The organism is Limnohabitans sp. JirII-31, assembly GCF_002778315.1.
In the GTDB taxonomy this organism is placed as follows: Bacteria; Pseudomonadota; Gammaproteobacteria; order Burkholderiales; family Burkholderiaceae_C; genus Limnohabitans.
Genome location: NZ_NESA01000009.1, coordinates 35549 through 54814, shown reverse-complemented (window position 1 = coordinate 54814; position 19266 = coordinate 35549). Strand labels below are relative to the sequence as shown.

Genomic DNA, 19266 nt, shown 5'->3' with positions numbered 1-19266 from the left:
CATAATTTGCCCATGACCCGCCCACTTCGCCCCTTGTTTGTGATGCTGTTGACGGCCTGCCTGAGCAGCGTCTGGAGCGCCGCCTGGGCACAAGCCCACGCCACGCAAAAAACGCACAAAACCCGTCACACGCCATCCCCCACTGCCAACGCCAGTGGTGACGTGGGCCAACTACCGCCAGAGGTAGAGGCGGCCTTGCAACGCGCCAAGGTGCCACGGGAGGCCTTGCATGTGGTGGTGCTGGACACCGCGCTGAACGGGCCAGCACGTTTGAGTGTGTCGGCGCAAACACCCGTCAACCCCGCGTCGCTGATGAAGTTGGTCACCACCACCGCCGCGCTGGACCTGTTGGGCCCCGCGTTTGTCTGGCGCACGCCGGTGTATGTGGAGGGCGTGGTGCGCGACGGCACGCTGCAAGGCAATGTGTACCTGCGCGGCAGCGGCGACCCCCGTTTGGTGGTGGAACGCTTATGGCTGCTGTTGCGCCGCGTGCAGGGCTTGGGGATTCAAAAAATTCAGGGCGACATCGTGCTCGACCACAGCGCGTTTGACATGGCACCGCGCGACGCTGGCGGTTTTGATGGCGAGCCGCTGCGACCCTACAACGCCGCACCCGATGCGCTGCTGCTCAACTTCAAATCCTTGTTGATTCAGTTCGTGCCCGACCGCAGCGCCAACGTGGCACGCATTCAGGTGGAGCCGCCCTTGGCGGGGGTTCAGATGCCCACCAGCGTGCCACTGTCCACCGAGGCCTGCAACGACTACCGCACGGGCTTGCGCGCCGATTGGACAGACCCTGCGCGGGTCAAGTTTGCGGGCAGCTATCCGGCGAGCTGCGGCGAAAAAATGTGGCCTGTGGCCTACAGCGCGCCCACGCAATTTGCCGCACGTGCGGTGCTGGGCATGTGGCAACAGCTCGGCGGACAACTGGTGGGGCAAGTGCGTGATGGCACGGTGCCCACCAACTTGCAGCCCGCGTTCAGTGCGGAGTCGGCGGCCTTGTCAGAGACCATCCGCGACATCAACAAGTACAGCAACAACGTGATGGCTCAGCAGGTGTTTCTCACCTTGAGCCAGCAGCAACGCGGCGTGGGCAGCTTGGAGGCGTCGCGCGAGGTGGTGCAACGCTGGTGGCGGGATCGCGTGGGCGGTGAGGCCCCGGTGCTCGACAACGGCTCGGGCCTGAGCCGAGACGAGCGCACCAGCGCGCAGAGCTTGGGACATTTGTTGCAAGTGGCGTGGAACTCACCCAGCATGTCTGAGTTGATGAGCTCCTTGCCCATCACGGGCTTGGATGGCACCTTGAAGCGCAGCAAGTCACAGGCGGTGGCCCATTTGAAAACCGGCAGCTTACGTGATGTGGCGGGCGTGGCAGGTTATGTGGACACCGCCAGCGGCAAACGCTGGGTGCTGGTAGCCATCCTCAACCACCCCAATGCCAATGCTGCGCGCCCCGCTTTGGATGCCTTGATAGATTGGGCGGCGCAGCAGCCGTGAAGGCTTAACGCCAGGCAGCGCGGTACATGCTGCTGCTGTAGATGTAGTTGGCGAGCAGCGCGTTGCCTTGCGGGGTGAGGTTCAAATTGTCGGCAAACATGAAGCCCGTGAACGGGTAAGAGGAAATGGCGGTCCACACTGTCGTATCAGCATCACACCCGGCGGTCCAGGCGGCGTCGATGCTGGACGCAACGTAGCTGCTACTCAGGGTGCTTGTGCTTGTACTTGAGATGGCGCTCACCGCACAAGCCGGACTCGTAGGAGGCTGGGTGAAATACGAGGTGTACGTGTTGGCACTGCCCGTCGAAGTGGTGCCAGACAACAGGTTGAAGTATTGCGCGATATCCACCGCCAGCAATTTCTGGCCATACACCGTGGGCGGGTATTTGCTGCTCAATGCAATGGTCAGCTTGCAATGCAAGGAGTTTTGGTTATTGCCGCTGGTGCAGCTGGTGTCGGTGTCATAGCTCAATGAACGCAGAAACGTCACCGAAGTCGCATCCAAAGACAAGCCCCAGGGTGTACGCGACAAGTTCATGGGTTCCAACACCACCACATGCTTGGCACCTGCGTCAATGAGTTTGGCAATTTGGGTCACCAGCTCTGTGGTGGTGCTGTCCAAGCGGTTATAGACGTCCGTCTTTGCCAAATCGCCACCCAGGTTGGCAACAAGGCCTGAGGGAGGCGTCCATGCAGTTCCATCTGACGCCTTGGTGGTGGTGTTGCCACTACGGCCCAAATAGCGCACTGCCAGAGACAGCAAATCGCGCGTGCCCGCTGTGATGACGATGAGGTCGTTTTCTTGCGGGCCACCATCGGCCAAGAACTGCGTGATTTGTGTGCCCAAGGTGGCATCGGAGCCCCCCAAGCCGTCGTAAGCCGTGGCAGGATTGATCATCGAATTGCCCACCGCGTAACTCACCACACCCGTGGTTGGCATGGTGATCGCAGGATAAGCGCCGCTCACCATTTTTCTTGCGACGGGCGTCGTGCTCCAAAGACCGTAGATGTTGGCCAAGGTCTCGGCCACCGTCGTCGGGGTGGTGATGGTGGCAATGCCCCCTGACGTCGCGCCGTTGATGGTGTAGCGCCCGTTGCGGGTCGTGTACGGAGAGGAGCCATCTCCGACATCACTGAACGCATCACCGAACGCAATCACACGCTTTGCCACCAAGGGGTTGACGGTGCTGCTGGAGCCACCACAGCCCGCCAGCAAGCTGGCTAGCGCCAAGGCGCACAGGCCGATCAAACGTTGGACAGAAAAGTGAATCATCAAAGGCTCTCGTTGATTAGCAGATTAGTTTAACGAACCGGCGTGGCAGCTCGGGTCAGGCGGTCAAGCACGCCGTCCCACAGCGGATCGGCAGGCGGGGTTTGAACCCAAATGTCTGACACGCCCAGGTCGTCGAACGCACGCAGTTGCGCAAACAAGGCATGGGCACAGGTGGCGGCATCTTGCGGCATGGGCTGCCGATGCACGCGAGACGCGAAGGCGGCACTCAACGTGACAGGCTCGACCGTCCACAGCGCCAAGGTGTCAGTGGCGGGGCTGTGTTGTTGCCATGCTAGGAGTTCAGCGGACACGTTGTGGGCGTCAACAAGGCGCACCCGCGCACGCGGTGCGTAATGCGAGGCCAAGGTGCCCGAAGCGCGTGGGGCTTGCGGGTCTGCTTGGCCATTCAGCGCTGCAGACACATGCACCGTCTCGCCACAAGCCAAGCTGAGTTGCTCGGGCGTCAAAAGGCCCGGGCGCAACAGCACAGGTGCGCCACGGGTGCAGTCGACGATGGTGGACTCAATGCCCACCTCACACGCGCCGCCATCCAGAACCAACAAATCAGCACCGAATTCACTGGCCACGTGCGCCGCCGTGGTGGGGCTGACGCGACCAAACACATTGGCACTGGGTGCCGCGACGCCGTACACGCCCAAGCGTTCGGCTTGGCGCAGCACAGCTTGGGCCACGGGGTGCGAGGGGCAGCGCAGGCCCACCGAGTCTTGACCACCGGCAGCCACCGCAGCCACATCGGGTCTGCGCGGCAAGATCAAGGTCAAGGGGCCGGGCCAAAAGGCGTCGATCAACCGGGTCGCAAAGCCGGGCACATGGCTGGCAAAACGTGCCACGCCATCGGCGCTGGCGACGTGCACGATCAAGGGATGCTCGCTGGGCCGCCCCTTGGCCGCGAAGATTTTGGCCACCGCCGCATCGTTGCCGGCATCGGCGGCCAAGCCGTAGACAGTTTCTGTCGGCAAGCCCAGCAAATCGCCGCGCTGCAAGGCTTGGGCTGCGGCAACGATGGCTTGGGGAGACTGACCGTCAAGAATCATGGAAAGAAAGGCCAGGTGATGGCTGTCAAAAGGGCGCGATGCCAACAATAGCAGCCGCTTGTAAAGCCACCGCACGCGCAGCCTGTGGCGTGGCAGCCGTGATGTTGAGGTGGCCCATCTTGCGGCCCACGCGGGCCTCGTGCTTGCCATACAAATGCAAGTGCGTGCCTGGCAAGGCCAGCACCTGGGCCCAAGGCGGCTCGGTCGGATCAGAACAATGGGGGTCAGAACCCAATTGTTGAGGGAACCACAGATCCCCCAACAAATTGAGCATGATGGCCGGGCTGTGTTGGCGCGGCTGGGTCAGCGGCAAGTCGGCCATACAACGCACTTGCAATTCGAACTGCGACACATCGCACGCGTCTTGGCTGTAGTGCCCGCTGTTGTGGGGGCGCGGCGCGATTTCGTTGACCACCAACGCGCCATCGGCGAGCACAAAGAACTCAACGCACAACACGCCCACATAGTTCAAGCCTTGGGCCACGGCTTGGGCGGCGGCCACCGCTTGTTGCGCCAGCTCGGCAGAGACGTTACCGGCCCACACCTCGGTGACGGCCAAAATGCCCTCGCGGTGCAGGTTGCGCTGCACGGGCAAGTGCACGCACGTGCCGTCACGGCCCCGCGCCACGATGACCGAGCACTCGGCAGCGAGCGGCAACATTTTTTCCAGCACACAGGGCACACGTCCTAAGCTGGCCCAGCCAGCATTCAATTCGTCACGTGTGCGCACGCGCAGTTGGCCTTTGCCGTCGTAGCCCATGCGAGAGGTTTTCAAAATGCCGGGCAACAAACTGTCTGGCACCGCCGCCAGTTGTTCGGGCGTGTCGATCACAGCATGCGGGGCCACCGGCACGCCGCATTGCACAAAGTGGGCTTTCTCACGCGCACGGTCTTGCGCAATGGCCACAGCAGATGCGGCAGGCGACACAGGCAGCGTTTGGGCCAATTGCGCCAAGGTATCGGCAGGAACGTTTTCAAATTCTGTGGTGACGGCCTGACACAGGCTCGCCAGTTGCGCCATACCTTGGGGGTCGAGGTAATCGGCACGGATGTGGTGGTGGCTCACCAAACCCGCTGGGCTTTGGGCATCGGGGTCGAGCACGGCGGTGTTGTAGCCCATGCGCTGCGCCACATGGGCCCACATGCGCCCGAGCTGACCGCCCCCCAGCACCCCCAGCGTGGCACCGGGCAACAAAGGCTTGAGAGGCACGCTCATACGTGCGAGGGCAAGGTCATGTGGCGGGCGACTTCGGTTTGCGCGACACGAAACGCCTGCAACTTGGCTGTCAATGCCGCATCGCCTGACGCCAGCAAGGCCACGGCGAACAAGGCCGCGTTGGCAGCCCCTGCGTTGCCAATAGCAAAGGTGGCCACCGGAATGCCCTTGGGCATTTGCACGATGCTGTGCAACGAATCGACGCCTTGCAAATGCTTGCTCGCCACCGGCACACCTAGCACAGGCACGATGGTTTTGGCCGCCAGCATGCCGGGCAAATGAGCGGCACCGCCGGCACCCGCGATGATGGCGCGCAGGCCTCGACCTTGGGCACTTTCAGCATATGCAAACATGTCGTCTGGCATGCGATGCGCAGAAACCACGCGGGTTTCAAAGGAGATACCAAATTCTTGGAGAATCTGGGCTGCGTGTTGCATGGTGTCCCAATCGGAATTGGATCCCATGACGACGCCAACTTGGCACTGGGTCATGATGTGGCTTGGTGTGAGCGAAAGTCGAATTTTAAGACGGGACCCCCATGATCGATGTGACGATTGAGAATTTCGAAGCCGAAGTCATTGCAGCTTCGCAAACCACCCCTGTGCTGGTGGATTTTTGGGCCGACTGGTGCGGCCCCTGCAAGTCCCTCGGCCCGGTGCTGGAAAAGCTGGAAACCGCTTATGCCGGGCGTTTCAAGCTGGTGAAGATCAATGCCGACAACGAGCAGCAACTGGCCGGCGCGTTTGGCGTGAAGAGTTTGCCAACCTGTATTTTGTTGATGGGAGGCCGCCCTGTGGACGGCTTCATGGGCGCGTTGCCCGAAGGCAAAGTGCGCGAGTTTTTGGACAAGCACCTGCCCTCCGAGGGTGAATTGGCGGCAGAAGCCGACACACAAGCCGCCGAAGAACTGATGCAGGCTGGTGACCCCGACGCCGCGTTGGCCAAACTGCAAGAAGCCTTGACGCTCAACCCCGCCGACGACGAAGCGCGCTACAACTTTGTCAAGCTGCTGATCGCCGTGGGCGACCTGGAAGAGGCGCAAGCTGCGCTGGCACCCATGCTGGTGCAGATCCCGCTGCAACTGCGCTTTGACGCCTTGAACTACTGGTTGAAAGCTTTGCAGTTTGTCAGCACGGATGCGCGTGGTGGCTGGACCTTAGAACAGTTCGATGCCCAGATTGCGCTCAACAAACGCGACTTCGACACCCGTTTGGCCAAAGCCCGCGTGCTGGTGGCTGCGGGTCAGATGGAAGCGGCGATGGAAGAGTTGCTCGACATCATCATGCGCGACAAAACCTGGAACGAGGATGTGGCGCGCAAAACCTATGTGGCCATCTTGGAGCTGATGACGCCGCCCAAACCCAAAACAGACGATGCGTCTTTTGGCAAAACCGCAGGCGGCATTGAACTCACAGGCAAAGGCGCGGTGCAAGAAGATCCCCAGGCCGAGCTGGTGTCGCGCTACCGCCGCAAGCTCAGCATGGCGCTCAACTGATGACGCTGCCCCACAAGGGGCAACGTCACGTGTCAGTCTTTGAGGCGCTCCCACGCCTCTTGGTATTTGGCTGCGGTTTGGGCAATCACCTCTTGCGGCAAGTGCGGTGCCGGGGGTGACTTGCTCCAGGGCTTGCCCTGGACTTGGGCGGTCTCCAGCCAGTCGCGCAAAAACTGCTTGTCGTAGCTGGGCGGGTTGACGCCTTCTTGGTAGCTGTCCGCCGGCCAGTAGCGTGACGAGTCGGGCGTGAGCACCTCGTCCATCAGCACCAGATTGCCATGGGAGTCCAAGCCAAATTCAAACTTGGTGTCGGCAATGATGATGCCTTTGGCGGCAGCCACATCACGCGCGGTCTCGTACAAGGCAATGCTGATGGTGCGAATTTTTTCGGCCAAGGTGCTGCCAATGATGTCGACCACTTGTTCGTACGTGATGTTTTCATCGTGGTCGCCCACCGCCGCTTTGGCAGCAGGGGTGAAGATGGGCTCGGGCAGCTTGCTGGCGTTCTTCAAGCCCTTGGGCAAGGGCACGCCGCACACGGACTGGCTCTGTTGGTACTCTTGCCAGCCACTGCCTGCCAAGTAGCCCCGCACCACGGCTTCCACGGGAATAGGCTTCAAACGCTTGACCAACATGGAGCGGCCTTGCACCTGTGCCACCTCATCAGGACTGACGACGCTTTCAGGGGCTTCGCCCGTCAAGTGGTTGGGACAAATGTGACCGAGCTTGCCAAACCAGAACAACGCCATCTTGGTGAGCAACTCGCCCTTGCCGGGAATGGCCTCGCCCATGATCACGTCAAACGCGCTGATGCGATCTGACGCCACCATCAAGATGCGGTCGTCGCCCACCGCGTAGTTGTCGCGTACCTTGCCGCGCGCCAGCAAGGGCAGTGAAGTCAAGGCTGAAGTGTGGAGCGCGATACTCATTTGACCAATTGCGCCAGCTCGCCTTTGGCGTACTTGGCCGCCATGATGGCCAGCGTGGCACCTTTGATTTTGCTGCCCTGACCTTCGCAACCGAACTCGATGTAGCGCTGCTTGCAAATGGCTTTGGCAGCTTCGCGGGCGGGCTTCATCCATTCGCGCATGTCGAACTTGTCGGGGTTTTCGGCTTGGAATTTGCGCACCGCGCCAGTCATGGCCAAACGGATGTCGGTGTCGATGTTGATTTTGCGCACGCCGTGCTTGATGGCTTCTTGAATTTCTGCCACGGGCACGCCATAGGTTTCTTTCATCTTGCCGCCGTACTGGTTGATCAACGCCAGCAGGTCTTGTGGCACGCTGGACGAGCCATGCATCACCAGGTGGGTGTTGGGAATGCGCGCGTGAATGGCTTTGACGCGGCTGATGGCCAACACATCACCCGTGGGCGGGCGGCTGAATTTGTAAGCGCCGTGGCTGGTGCCAATGGCAATGGCCAAGGCGTCGAGCTGCGTGGCTTGGACGAATTGCGCGGCCTCTTCAGGGTCGGTCAGCATTTGGCTGTGGTCGAGTTTGCCCACCGCGCCCACGCCGTCTTCTTCACCGGCTTCGCCGGTTTCGAGCGAGCCCAAGCAGCCGAGTTCGCCTTCCACAGTGGCGCCAATTTTGTGGGCCATGGCCACCACTTGCTGGGTGACCGAGACGTTGTAATCAAAGTCAGCCGGGGTTTTGCCATCTTCCCGCAAAGAGCCGTCCATCATGACCGAGCCAAAGCCAAGATCCAGCGCGCCTTGGCAAATCTTGGGCGAGGTGCCGTGGTCTTGGTGCATGACCAAGGGAATGTGGGGGTAGGCTTCGGTGGCCGCTTGGATCAAATGCTTGATGAACGACTCACCCGCGTATTTGCGTGCGCCAGCGCTGGCTTGCAAAATCACTGGCGAGCCTGTTTCGTGAGCGGCTTCCATCACAGCTTGGACTTGTTCCAAGTTGTTGACGTTGAAAGCTGGAATGCCGTAACCCTGCTCAGCAGCGTGGTCCAAAAGTTCGCGCATCGAAACGAGTGCCATGTGGGAAAGTCCTTAAAGTTAAATCTGTATCAGTTCGCTCAATTTTAATGGCCGCAACTGGGTGCGTGCCTGACAGCGGGTTCAGCTGACTTTACAAATTTTGAGCATGTTGGTGCCGCCGGGTGTGCCCATGGGTTCGCCACAGGTGATGGCGTACACATCCCCAGTGGCCACATCGCCACGCGATTTGAGGTGGGCCTCGGCTTGCAACAACGCGGTGTCACGGTCGGCGCTGGTGTCGAGCAAGAGTGCGCGCACATTGCGAAACAACGCCATCTTGCGCTGCGCTGCCACCTTGGTGGTGAGGGCATAGATAGGGATGTGGATGCGGTGACGGCTCATCCACAGCGCGGTCGACCCCGACTCGGTCAAGGCCACGATGGCCTTGGCGCCCAGGTGATGGGCGGTGAATAAGGCCCCCATGGCAATGCTGTAGTCAATGCGGCTGAAGGTTTGGTCGGTGAAGTCTGCATCCAGCTCCACCTGCTCAGCACCTTCGGCGGCGCTGCAAATTTTGGCCATTTCTTGCACGGTTTCGAGCGGGAACTTGCCAGCAGCGGTCTCGGCGCTGAGCATCACAGCATCGGTGCCATCGAGCACGGCGTTGGCCACATCGCTCACCTCGGCGCGCGTGGGCACGGGGTTGGTGATCATGCTCTCCATCATTTGGGTGGCGGTGATCACGACTTTGTCATGCTGGCGCGCCAGCTTGATCATGCGTTTTTGCAGAGCGGGGACGATGGCATTGCCCACCTCCACCGCCAAGTCACCACGCGCCACCATGATGCCGTCGCTGGCACGCAAAATTTCTTCCAAATGCGGAATGGCTTCGGCACGCTCGATCTTCGCAATCAAGCCAGGCTTGTGTTTGTATTCAGCGCCCGCCACATTGGCCAATTGGCGTGCCATTTCCATGTCGGTGGCATTTTTGGGGAAACTCACCGCGATGTAGTCGGCCTGAAAGCTCATGGCGGTCTTGATGTCGTCCATGTCCTTGGCGGTCAAAGCAGGCGCAGTCAAGCCACCGCCTTGTTTGTTGATGCCTTTGTTGTTGGACAACTCACCGCCCAACTTGACGGTTGTGAGTACTTGCTCACCCTTGACGGCATCAACAGTCAGCACGATCAAACCGTCATTGAGTAACAACAGATCGCCGGGTTTGACATCGCGCGGCAATTCTTTGTAGTCCAAGCCCACGCCTTGCAGATCACCGGGTTCGGTGCGCGAGGCGTCGAGCACAAACTTGGCACCGTTTTCCAGCATGACTTTGCCTTCGGCAAATTTGCCCACCCGGATTTTGGGGCCCTGCAAGTCCGCCATGATGGCGACTTCACGGCCAGCACGCACCGCAGCTTCACGGACCAAGCGCGCACGGTCAATGTGGTCTTGGGCTTTGCCATGGCTGAAGTTCAGACGCACGACGTTCACGCCAGCGCGAATCATTTGCTCCAACAACGCTGGATCGCTGGAAGCGGGACCTAAGGTGGCAACAATTTTGGTGGCGCGACGCAGCATACAAAGACTCCTCTGGAATTGTTTTGTTCATTCTCACATGTTTGAATGCGCTCACTTTGTGGCTTGTGGGCCAATGGCGACGGTTCAAAGTCCGCGAAAGTATTCAAACCAGGGCCCAGTGTGGGCTTTTTGACCCCCCTGCCTACTAAGGGTTATCGGGGAAAAGCCCGGCAGGCGTCGTAAACAGAGATAATTGGCAACCGTTTGATACAAATCAGTGCGCGTTAGCACTGCCGCCCTAAGATCTCGCATGGGCCACCCACTGTGGGCTGACCTATTTGACTGTTGACTATGAACCTGACTCAAAAACCGATTCTTCCTCACGAGCCGATGCCGCACCGCAAAGTCATGCGCGAGTGGCTGGTGCCGCTGGCCGAACGCACCACGGTGCTGGCCTTTGTGCTGCTGTTTGTTGACTACGTGCTGTGGGCCGCTTTGCTCACAGGTACTGTGATGTTTGAAGCTTGGTGGGCCAAGCTGTTGTGCGGTTTGGCCGCTGGCTTTGTGATTGGCCGCTTGTTCATCTTGGGCCACGATGCTTGTCACCAAAGCCTGACCCCACACCGCAACCTCAACAAATGGTTGGGGCGCATTGCCTTTTTGCCGTCTCTGACCGCTTACAGCTTGTGGGACATCGGGCACAACGTGGTGCACCATGGCTACACCAACCTCAAAGGTTTTGACTTTGTGTGGGCGCCCTACACACCCGAAGAATTTGCCGCACTCAGCCCCTTTGAAAAGCTGCGTGACCGCGTCTACCGCAGCGGCTGGGCGCCTGGCCTGTATTACATGATCGAGATTTGGTGGAACAAGATGGTGTTCCCCAACGAAAAGAACATGCCCACACGTCGCCCCATCTTCATCAAAGACTGCCTGCTGATCACCGGCTTTGGTGTGGCATGGGTGGCAGCGATGACCTGGGCGGCCATCGCCACCGAGCAATCGGTCGCCTTGATGCTGCTGGTGGGCGTGGTGGTGCCGTTCTTCTTCTGGGTGTCGATGATTGGCTTTGTGGTGTACGTGCACCACACCCACGTCAAAGTGTCTTGGCACGATGAACGTGGCGCCTGGTCCAAAGCACAGCCCTTTGTGTCAACTACCGTGCACCTGACCTTCCCGTTGCAAATTGGCGCTTTGATGCACCACATCATGGAGCACACCGCTCACCACCTGGATATGAGCATCCCGCTCTACAAGCTCAAGCAGGCGCAGAGCAAGCTCGAAGAACTGCTGCCAGAGCGCATTGTGATTCAGCCGTTCTCGTGGGGCTGGTACTTCCAAACCGCCCGCGACTGCAAGCTGTATGACTTCAAGATCGACAGCTGGACCGACTATGAAGGTCGACCCACCAGCGTGAAATCCACGCCAGTTGCGGCCTAAACCGCCACCTGTTCAAAGCCCCGCTGGTCGGGGCTTTTTCTTGGAAGCTCCACCATGAAAACTTGGTTGTTCATGCTGTTAAGTCTGTTCATGCACACCGCCCAGGCCATGTGGGTCACCGTCACGCACAACGAAGTGGCCACGGTGTATGTGGACTCCTCGTCCATCGCCCGCATCAACCAAAACCGCCGCATCTGGGTGGTCTACGACTTGAAAAGCCCAGACACGACTGGGCAGCAATCGGTCAAGTCATACATCGACTACGACTGCGCCGAAGCCAAATACAAAACCTTGAGCGCCACCAGCCATCCCAACAAAATGGGCAATGGCCCAGCCCTTAAATCATTGCCCGCAAGCGGCGACTGGAAACCCGTCAGTCAAGACCGGATGAGTCGCCAGCTGTTTGGATTTGCTTGCGCTTGGTAAGCGTCGCTCAAGCCGCCGCGCGCCGGGTCAAAATTTCAAACGCAGGCAAGGTCTTGCCTTCGAGCACTTCCAAGAACGCGCCGCCCCCGGTGGAGATGTAGCCCACTTGTTTTTCAATGCCGTATTTGGCAATGGCGGCCAGGGTATCGCCACCGCCGGCAATGCTGAAGGCGCTGGACTCGGCAATGGCGTGGGCAATCACCTTGGTGCCGTTCTCAAACGCAGCAAACTCAAACACGCCCACCGGGCCGTTCCACACGATGGTGCCAGCAGCTTTGAGTTGCGCGGCCAACTTGGCAGCGGTCTCGGGGCCAATGTCCAAAATCAAATCGTCATCGGCCACCTCGGTGGCTTTCTTCACCGTGGCCACCGCATCGGCAGCGAAGGTTTTGGCGCACACCACATCGGTGGGGATCGGCACTTCGGCACCACGGGCTTTCATGATCTCGATCACGGCTTTGGCCTCGGCCAACAAATCGGGCTCGGCCAAGCTTTTGCCGATCTTCAAACCCGCTGCCAACATGAAGGTGTTGGCGATGCCGCCGCCCACGATGAGTTGGTCCACGTTACTGGCCAAGCTCTTCAAAATGGTGAGCTTGGTGGAGACCTTGCTGCCCGCCACGATGGCGGCCAAAGGACGCTTGGGGTTGGCCAAGGCTTGGCTGATGGCGTCAATCTCTGCCGCCAACAAGGGGCCCGCACACGCGATGGGGGCGAACTGGGCAATGCCATAGGTGGTGCCTTCGGCGCGGTGGGCCGTGCCAAACGCGTCGTGTACAAAGATGTCGCACAAGGCGGCGAGTTTGTGGGCCAGCTCAGGCGCGTTCTTTTTCTCGCCTTTGTTGACGCGGCAGTTCTCCAGCATCACCAATTGACCCGGTGCCACTTGCACACCATCGACCCAGTTGGACACCAGGGGCACTTCGCGCCCCAACAACTCGCCCAAACGCTTGGCCACGGGGCTCAACGAGTCGGCAGGTTTGAACTCGCCCTCGGTGGGGCGGCCCAAATGGCTGGTCACCATCACGGCAGCGCCAGCGTCCAAGGCCATCTGAATGCAGGGCACCGACGCGCGGATGCGGGTGTCTTCGGTGATGGCACCGTGGTCGTCTTGCGGCACGTTCAGGTCGGCGCGGATGAAGACACGTTGGCCACGGGCTTTGCCGCTGGCGCACAAATCAGAGAAGCGAAGGACGTTCATGAAGATGCAAAAGATTGGAAATAAAGACGAATTTTAAAAGTGCAGGCTTGCAGCCAGGTTTCAACCGCGGCCCACAAACGGCATCTTGGTGGCCATCACTGTCATGAACAACACATTGGCGGTGAGTGGCAAACGCGCCATGGCCATGAAGGTGTCGACCACGGCCGAGATGTCCATGCGCGCTTCGGGACGCACACTGCCATCCGCCTGCAACACGCCACTGGCCATGCGCTCGGTCATGTCGGTGGCCACGTTGCCAATGTCAATTTGGCCCACGGCAATGTCAAAGGCACGGCCATCCAGTGCAGCTGCTTTGGTCAAGCCGGTGATGGCGTGCTTGGTGGCGGTGTAGGGGATAGAGCCCGGACGCGGCGCATGGGACGAAATCGAACCGTTGTTGATGATGCGACCGCCTTGGGGCGTTTGGGTTTGCATGAGCTTGAACGCATGTGACAAACAAAAGAACGCGCCGTTGAAGTTGATGTCCACCGCACGGCGCCAATCCGCCGCCGAAATGTCCCCCGGCAACGCGCTGGGCAAAAAGATGCCCGCGTTGTTGAACAGCAAATCAATGCGGCCAAAGCGCTCGCGCACCGTGTCAAACAATGCGGCCACTGAATCTTCTTGGCCCACATCGGCCGGCACGGCGTGCGCGCGCTCGGCATTGGCACCCGCTTCTTGAACAGTGGCTTGCAGCGCGTCAATACGCCGACCCACCAGCACCACATCCCATCCTTCGCTCAGCAGGGCCAAGGCGCATGCCTTTCCAATGCCTGAACTCGCTCCTGTGACAACGGCAACTTTGCGCATGGTGTGTTCTTCCTTGTGTGAAAAACGCCATTGTCTCGCGAGCGCACAGGCGCGGCTGTCACTCACGCTAAAGTGGCGGCATGAGCACTTTTGAAAAAACCATTCTCTTTACCGACAGCGATGGCCGCGCCCGCTTTCGCACCGAAACATTAAGCCTGAGCGAAGGCAAGCCGCAAGCCCGTTTGTCGCCCCTGATGGCCAGCAGCGGCTTTCAGCTGCGTCGCAGCCCGGTGGGCTTTCGTAGCGAATTCCACTGCACCGAAAACCCGCAGTGGTTGTTTGTGCTGGAGGGCCAGATGGAGATTGGCTTGCAAGACGGCAGCTCGCGCATCTTTGGCCCCGGCCAACACTTTTATTCAGCCGACGTACTGCCCGCAGGCGCCACCTTTGACCCCACCGTCCACGGCCACTGGAGCCGCCAGGTAGGACCCGATGAACTGGTCACGCTGTTTGTACGCGGCTGATCATCGTCCCTCACATTTGCAGGAGATACCCCATGCGTTTACTCATCACCGGCGGTGCCGGCTTCTTGGGCGCCCGACTCGCCCGTACGTTACTGGCTCGCGGTCAACTGGCCAATCAGCCCATCACTGAACTGGTGTTGGCCGACCAAGTCGCCCCCCCGGCCGACTTGGTGGCCGACCCTCGCGTACACGTCAAAACTGGCCCCTTGTTGGACCACTGCCAAGCCTTGCAGCACGAAGCGATGGATGGGGTGTTTCATCTCGCCTCCGCGGTGTCGGGCGAATGCGAAACTGACTTTGACCTGGGCCTGCGCTCCAACCTCGACAGCACGCGCGCCTTGCTCGACGCCTTGCGCGCGCGTGTGCAACAAGCCGGGGCAGCGCCCACGCGGCTGGTGTTCTCCAGCTCCATCGCGGTGTTTGGTCCGGACGACGCCGTGCCCTTGCCCGATGTGGTGCACGACGACACCTTGTGCACGCCACAAACCTCGTACGGCATCCACAAACACATCTGCGAACACTTGGTGGCCGACTACACCCGCAAAGGCTTCATCGATGGCCGCAGCGCACGCTTGATGACCGTCACCACACGCCCGGGCAAACCCAACGGCGCAGCCTCGTCATTTTTCAGCGGCATCATCCGCGAACCGCTGGCAGGCATGGAGGCGATTTGCCCGGTGCCCCCCACGTTGACGCATTCGGTGTCGTCGCCCCGTGCCACCGTCGAAGGTTTGATTGCCGTGTTTGAATGCAGCCGTGAGGCCTATGGCGGTCGCACGGCCATGAACCTGCCGGGGTTGAATGTGAGCGTGCAACAAATGCTCGACGCCCTCGAAGCCGTGGCTGGACCCGAAGTGCGCGCACGGGTGCGCTTTCAACCGGACGAGGCCATCATCGGCATCGTCTCGCGCTGGGCCAAGGCCACCACGGCCAAACGCGCCAACGCGCTGGGGCTGGTGGCCGAGAAAAACTTTGAAGACATCATTCGGCAATACATTGCCGATGCACAAGCCGGCCCCAACGCCGCAGAGGCGCTCAGAGGTTTGACAGCCCGCTGAGCCAGCGCAGCACTGCGCGGTGTGGCGCGGTGCGTCTTGGAGGTCTTACCAGCCCAAGCCCAAATGCAAGGGCAGGTAGACCGCCATGCCCAACACGATGGTCAGCAACACATCGCGTTTGGCAAAGTACACCGCCACGCCCGCCGCTGCGGCAAACAAGCGGGCGTCTTGCCAAGTGGCAATCAGCGCACCTTGGCTCATCACCACCTCCGGCACGACCACGGCAGACAACGCCGCAATCGGTGCGTATTGCAACCCGCGCTGCGCCCAGTGGGGCAAGTGCCAGGCTTTGTCGGAAATAAAGAAGAAACTGCGCGCCACCACGGTGACCACGGCCAAGCCCGCAATCACGGCCAAAGTCCAAATCTCTGTGGCGCTCATGCGTGGCCTCCAGGCGTTGGCATTGGTTTGAAGCGTTCGGCAGTCATGCACACCAACACGGCCACGGCAATGGCCGTCACGATGTTCAAACGCAAGGGCAGGTGATAGACCAACACCGCGGTGACCCCAGCCACCAGCGAGGCCACGATGCGCAGGCGTGAACTGGCCAGCGAGCATTGCATGCCCAGCAAGCACAAGATGCCCGCGAACCCAAGCCCCCAGGCAGGAGGAATGCTGTGCGCCAAAGCAATGCCCGCCAAACTCGCCAGCATCCAACTGGCCCAGTTCAAGGAATTGGCGCCCGCCAAGTAGGCCACTTGCGCCAAGCGCTCGTCCTCAGTGCGTCCAGGTACATGGAAACGCTTGGTGAACAGCACATAACCGTTGTCGGTGATGAAGTAGCCCGCGGCCAGACGCGTCCAACGTGGCAGATGAATCAGAAAAGGGCGCATGTGCAAACTGAACACCACAAAGCGCAGGTTGACGCAAAACGCGGTAGCCAAAATCACCCAAGCCGGCGCGCCTGCCACGATGAGCGGGATGGCCGCCAATTGCGAACTGCCGGCAAACACCAACAAGGCCATCGCCACGGCAGCCAAGGTGCCCATGCCCGAGTTGACCATGGCCACGCCAATCATCAAGCCCCAGGCCACGATACCCAAAGCCTGTGGCCCGAAGTCACGCATGCCCACGTTGAACTCGGGGTGCCTGCGTACACGACTTTGCCAAAACATCAGCCCACTCCTACGTCAAAGCACTGACCAGGCGTCAGAGCGAAGCCACGCAAAAAATCACCGGCGTTCAAGCGCTTGGCACCCGCGCGTTGCAACTGGGTGACGCACAACACATCTTGGCCACAGGCCACGCACACCCCTTGGTCATCGGCGCTCAGCACGGTGCCGGGTTTGACGTCGTGTACACGCGTGTGCACATGGGCTTGCCACAGCTTGATGGCTTCACCCGCCACATGGCCGGTGGCCCCCGGAAAAGGGTTGAAGGCACGCACGCGCCGCGCCAGCACCTCGGCGGCCTGCGTCCAATCCACCGCAGCTTCGGCCTTGTCGATCTTGTGTGCGTAGGTCACGCCGACCTCGGGTTGCGCTACAGGCTGGAGTTGCCCAGCTTGGGCTTGCACCAAGGCCTGCACAATCAAATCGCCCCCCAACTCGGCCAAACGGTCGTGCAAGCTGGCGGTGGTGTCGTCCGGTGCTATCGGCAGGGTATGCGTCAGCAACATCGCGCCCGTGTCCAAACCCGCGTCCATTTGCATGATGGTCACCCCCGTCTGCGCGTCACCCGCTTCGATGGCGCGGTGAATGGGCGCTGCGCCGCGCCAACGCGGCAGCAGTGAGGCATGGATGTTGAGGCAGCCCAGGCGTGGCGCATCCAACACCCACTGCGGCAAGATCAAGCCATACGCAGCGACCACCATCACATCGGCCTGGGCAGCGTGTATCGCCTCTTGGGCGGCTGCAGCGTCTTCGGGGTATTTGCCATCCAAACGCAAACTGCGCGGCTGCGCCACAGGCATGCAGTGTTGCAAGGCCAGTTGCTTGACCGCCGAGGCTTGCAACTTCATGCCACGTCCCGCGGGCCGGTCGGGTTGGGTCAGCACCAAGGGCACGATATGTCCCGCCGCATGGATGCGGGCCAAAGCCACTGCCGCAAATTCGGGCGTGCCCGCAAAAATAACGCGCATCGACAAGCCTTTATTCGTCGTCACGCAGGGCTTTGAGCAACTTGGTTTTGATGCGGTTGCGCTTCAAAGGCGAGAGGTATTCGACAAACACCTTGCCCATCAGGTGGTCCATCTCGTGCTGAATGCACACTGCCAACAAGCCTTCAGCGGCAATCTCACGCTCTTGGCCTTCACCGTCTTGGGCCACCACCTTCACCGCGGTGGCGCGCTCCACGCCGTCGTAAATACCAGGCACCGACAAGCAGCCCTCTTCACCTTTGACGCGTTCGTCGCTGGCCCAGGTGATGCGTGGGTTGATCAGCACCATGGGCTGGTTGCGGTCTTCAGACACATCCATCACCACCAAGCGCTCATGCACATTGACTTGGGTAGCGGCCAGGCCAATGCCATTGGCGTCGTACATGGTTTCCAACATGTCGGCAATCAGCGTGCGGATGCGTGCGTCCACAGCCTGCACCGGCTTGGCCACGGTGTGGAGTTTGGGGTCGGGGAATCGAAGAATGTCGAGTTTTGCCATGTCGTTATTGTCCCCGGTTTTGAAATTTTTTACCCGCACGCATGCACCCGCACATCAGGCCTTCTCAGAATGCTTTTCAGCAACACAGGAGAGTGCCACATGAACCACGACGAACTGCGCGCTTGGCTGCGCTTGAGCTTGACCGATGGCGTCGGCAACGACGCGGCACGGCGCTTGCTGGCCTGCTTTGGCAGTCCACAAGCCATCTTCACCCAAACCGAGACTGCGTTGCGCCAAGTGGTCAGCGCCAAACAAACACAGGCCTTGTTGCAAGAGCCCCACGAAGTGGCGCTTCAATGCGTGCGCACACAGCAGTGGCTCGCCCACGCCACGCCACACACAGGGCATGCCCTGTGGACCTTGGGCGACGCGCATTACCCACCAGCCTTGCTTGACCTGGCTGACCCACCCCTGATGCTGTATGCGCAAGGCCAAATCGAAGGCACCCTGAGCAGCGCCATCGCCGTGGTGGGCAGTCGCAACCCTACCCCACAAGGTGCACAGACCGCCGAACAATTTGGCCAGGCCTTGTGTGCGGCAGGTCTCACGGTGGTCTCGGGCTTGGCGCTAGGCGTGGATGGTGCGGCGCACCGAGGGGCCTTGCATGAGGCGCTCCACACGCCGCCTCACAGAGCCAAGGCAGCGCCTTGGCGCACCGTGGCAGTCGTGGGTACGGGCCTGGACCGCGTGTACCCGCGCCAGCACCACGCCTTAGCCGCAGACATTGCCCAACACGGCGTCTTGATCAGCGAGTACCCGCTGGGCACTCCGCCCTTGGCCGCCAACTTTCCAAAACGCAACCGCCTCATTGCAGCCCTCGGCTTGGGCACTTTGGTGGTGGAGGCAGCTTTGCAATCGGGCTCGCTCATCACCGCACGTTTGGCGCTCGATGTGGGACGTGAGGTGCTGGCCATTCCGGGCTCCATCCACTCCCCTCAATCGCACGGCTGCCATGCATTGATTCGCCAAGGCGCCAAGTTGGTCGAGACAGCGCAAGACGTGCTGGAAGAGCTGCAATGGCAACCCGCGCAAGCCCTGTGGGAAACACAAACCGTCAGCGCAACCCATGACAAAAGCAGCACAGCCACGCACGACGCTGCTAGCGCACTGCTACACGAACTGGGTTATTCCCCTGTGAGCCTGGATGCTTTGCAAGCGCGCTGCGGCTTGGACACCGCCACTCTGCAAGCACAGTTGCTCAACCTCGAACTAGAAGGCCTGCTGGCACGCTTGCCGGGTGGTTTGTTTCAGCGTTTGGGCGGCGCGTGAACACATGCAACAACACGCAC

20 protein-coding genes are annotated in these 19266 nt (G+C 60.5%); 7 read left to right on the top strand and 13 right to left on the bottom strand.

Translation table 11 applies throughout. The features are described from left to right. Nucleotides 1-12: 12 nt before the first annotated feature. On the top strand, nt 13-1497 hold the full coding sequence (gene dacB, locus B9Z41_RS11975; protein WP_233202657.1) for a D-alanyl-D-alanine carboxypeptidase/D-alanyl-D-alanine-endopeptidase: 1485 nt from the start codon (nt 13-15) through the stop codon (nt 1495-1497). A 4-nt stretch (nt 1498-1501) separates the two neighbouring features. Here the strand turns inward: dacB and B9Z41_RS11970 are convergent, their stop codons facing one another. Genes B9Z41_RS11970 through purE form a run of 4 tightly spaced genes read right to left on the bottom strand, consistent with a single transcriptional unit; the run spans nt 1502 to nt 5532 of the window. Continuing rightward, complete coding sequence (locus B9Z41_RS11970) at nt 1502-2770, bottom strand: hypothetical protein (RefSeq protein WP_100147304.1); 1269 nt, start codon at nt 2768-2770, stop codon at nt 1502-1504. A 29-nt stretch (nt 2771-2799) separates the two neighbouring features. Continuing rightward, nucleotides 2800-3825: an L-threonylcarbamoyladenylate synthase gene (locus B9Z41_RS11965; RefSeq protein WP_100147391.1), complete on the bottom strand. Its 1026-nt coding sequence runs from the start codon at nt 3823-3825 to the stop codon at nt 2800-2802. Between the two features lie 25 nt (nt 3826-3850). Further along, nucleotides 3851-5041, bottom strand: coding sequence for a 5-(carboxyamino)imidazole ribonucleotide synthase (locus B9Z41_RS11960; protein WP_100147303.1), 1191 nt, complete (start codon nt 5039-5041; stop codon nt 3851-3853). Then, nucleotides 5038-5532, bottom strand: coding sequence for a 5-(carboxyamino)imidazole ribonucleotide mutase (purE, locus tag B9Z41_RS11955; protein ID WP_100147302.1), 495 nt, complete (start codon nt 5530-5532; stop codon nt 5038-5040). The genes B9Z41_RS11960 and purE overlap by 4 nt, the downstream gene beginning before the upstream one ends. Before the next feature lie 47 nt (nt 5533-5579). Here purE and trxA point away from each other — a divergent pair, with 47 nt between their 5' ends. Then, entirely contained in the window at nt 5580-6536 is a 957-nt protein-coding gene (trxA, locus tag B9Z41_RS11950) for a thioredoxin (protein ID WP_100147301.1), read from the top strand. Nucleotides 6537-6568: 32 nt separating this feature from the next. Here the strand turns inward: trxA and B9Z41_RS11945 are convergent, their stop codons facing one another. From B9Z41_RS11945 to pyk, 3 genes are all read right to left on the bottom strand, one after another. Next, nucleotides 6569-7465, bottom strand: coding sequence for a phosphoribosylaminoimidazolesuccinocarboxamide synthase (locus tag B9Z41_RS11945; RefSeq protein ID WP_100147300.1), 897 nt, complete (start codon nt 7463-7465; stop codon nt 6569-6571). After that, nucleotides 7462-8526 carry a class II fructose-bisphosphate aldolase gene (fba, locus tag B9Z41_RS11940; protein WP_100147299.1) on the bottom strand — a complete coding sequence of 355 codons (1065 nt, stop codon included), beginning with the start codon at nt 8524-8526 and terminating at the stop codon, nt 7462-7464. The genes B9Z41_RS11945 and fba overlap by 4 nt, the downstream gene beginning before the upstream one ends. 81 nt (nt 8527-8607) lie before the next feature. Then, entirely contained in the window at nt 8608-10041 is a 1434-nt protein-coding gene (gene pyk, locus B9Z41_RS11935; protein WP_100147298.1) for a pyruvate kinase, read from the bottom strand. A gap of 291 nt (nt 10042-10332) precedes the next feature. On the opposite strand from pyk, the gene B9Z41_RS11930 reads away from it, so the two are divergent. Together B9Z41_RS11930 and B9Z41_RS11925 are read left to right on the top strand one after the other, a co-directional pair. Further along, nucleotides 10333-11421: a fatty acid desaturase gene (locus B9Z41_RS11930; protein WP_233202656.1), complete on the top strand. Its 1089-nt coding sequence runs from the start codon at nt 10333-10335 to the stop codon at nt 11419-11421. A gap of 54 nt (nt 11422-11475) precedes the next feature. Further along, the gene (locus tag B9Z41_RS11925) at nt 11476-11847 is read left to right on the top strand and encodes a surface-adhesin E family protein (RefSeq protein ID WP_100147296.1); all 372 of its coding nucleotides are present in this window, start codon (nt 11476-11478) and stop codon (nt 11845-11847) included. Between the two features lie 7 nt (nt 11848-11854). On the opposite strand, the gene B9Z41_RS11920 is transcribed toward B9Z41_RS11925, so the two are convergent. Then, on the bottom strand, nt 11855-13048 hold the full coding sequence (locus B9Z41_RS11920) for a phosphoglycerate kinase (RefSeq protein WP_100147295.1): 1194 nt from the start codon (nt 13046-13048) through the stop codon (nt 11855-11857). 60 nt (nt 13049-13108) lie between these two features. Further along, a complete protein-coding gene (locus B9Z41_RS11915; protein WP_100147294.1) occupies nt 13109-13858 on the bottom strand; it encodes an SDR family oxidoreductase in 750 nt (249 codons plus the stop codon). 80 nt (nt 13859-13938) lie between these two features. On the opposite strand from B9Z41_RS11915, the gene B9Z41_RS11910 reads away from it, so the two are divergent. Both B9Z41_RS11910 and denD read left to right on the top strand, forming a co-directional pair. Then, entirely contained in the window at nt 13939-14322 is a 384-nt protein-coding gene (locus B9Z41_RS11910) for a hypothetical protein (protein ID WP_100147293.1), read from the top strand. A 32-nt stretch (nt 14323-14354) separates the two neighbouring features. After that, a complete protein-coding gene (denD, locus tag B9Z41_RS11905) occupies nt 14355-15380 on the top strand; it encodes a D-erythronate dehydrogenase (RefSeq protein ID WP_100147292.1) in 1026 nt (341 codons plus the stop codon). 45 nt (nt 15381-15425) lie between these two features. Here denD and B9Z41_RS11900 read toward each other — a convergent pair whose 3' ends face one another. From B9Z41_RS11900 to def, 4 genes are read right to left on the bottom strand one after another with little or no spacing between them, the layout of a single operon-like run. After that, the gene (locus B9Z41_RS11900; protein ID WP_100147291.1) at nt 15426-15761 is read right to left on the bottom strand and encodes an AzlD domain-containing protein; all 336 of its coding nucleotides are present in this window, start codon (nt 15759-15761) and stop codon (nt 15426-15428) included. Then, complete coding sequence (locus tag B9Z41_RS11895; RefSeq protein WP_100147290.1) at nt 15758-16495, bottom strand: AzlC family ABC transporter permease; 738 nt, start codon at nt 16493-16495, stop codon at nt 15758-15760. Before B9Z41_RS11895 ends, B9Z41_RS11900 begins: the two co-directional genes overlap by 4 nt. Further along, complete coding sequence (gene fmt, locus B9Z41_RS11890) at nt 16495-17460, bottom strand: methionyl-tRNA formyltransferase (protein ID WP_100147289.1); 966 nt, start codon at nt 17458-17460, stop codon at nt 16495-16497. The genes B9Z41_RS11895 and fmt overlap by 1 nt, the downstream gene beginning before the upstream one ends. Nucleotides 17461-17470: 10 nt before the next feature. Further along, nucleotides 17471-17977: a peptide deformylase gene (gene def, locus B9Z41_RS11885; RefSeq protein ID WP_100147288.1), complete on the bottom strand. Its 507-nt coding sequence runs from the start codon at nt 17975-17977 to the stop codon at nt 17471-17473. 99 nt (nt 17978-18076) lie between these two features. Between def and dprA the strand changes: the two genes are divergently transcribed. Further along, a complete protein-coding gene (gene dprA, locus B9Z41_RS11880) occupies nt 18077-19246 on the top strand; it encodes a DNA-processing protein DprA (RefSeq protein ID WP_100147287.1) in 1170 nt (389 codons plus the stop codon). Nucleotides 19247-19266 lie beyond the last annotated feature (20 nt).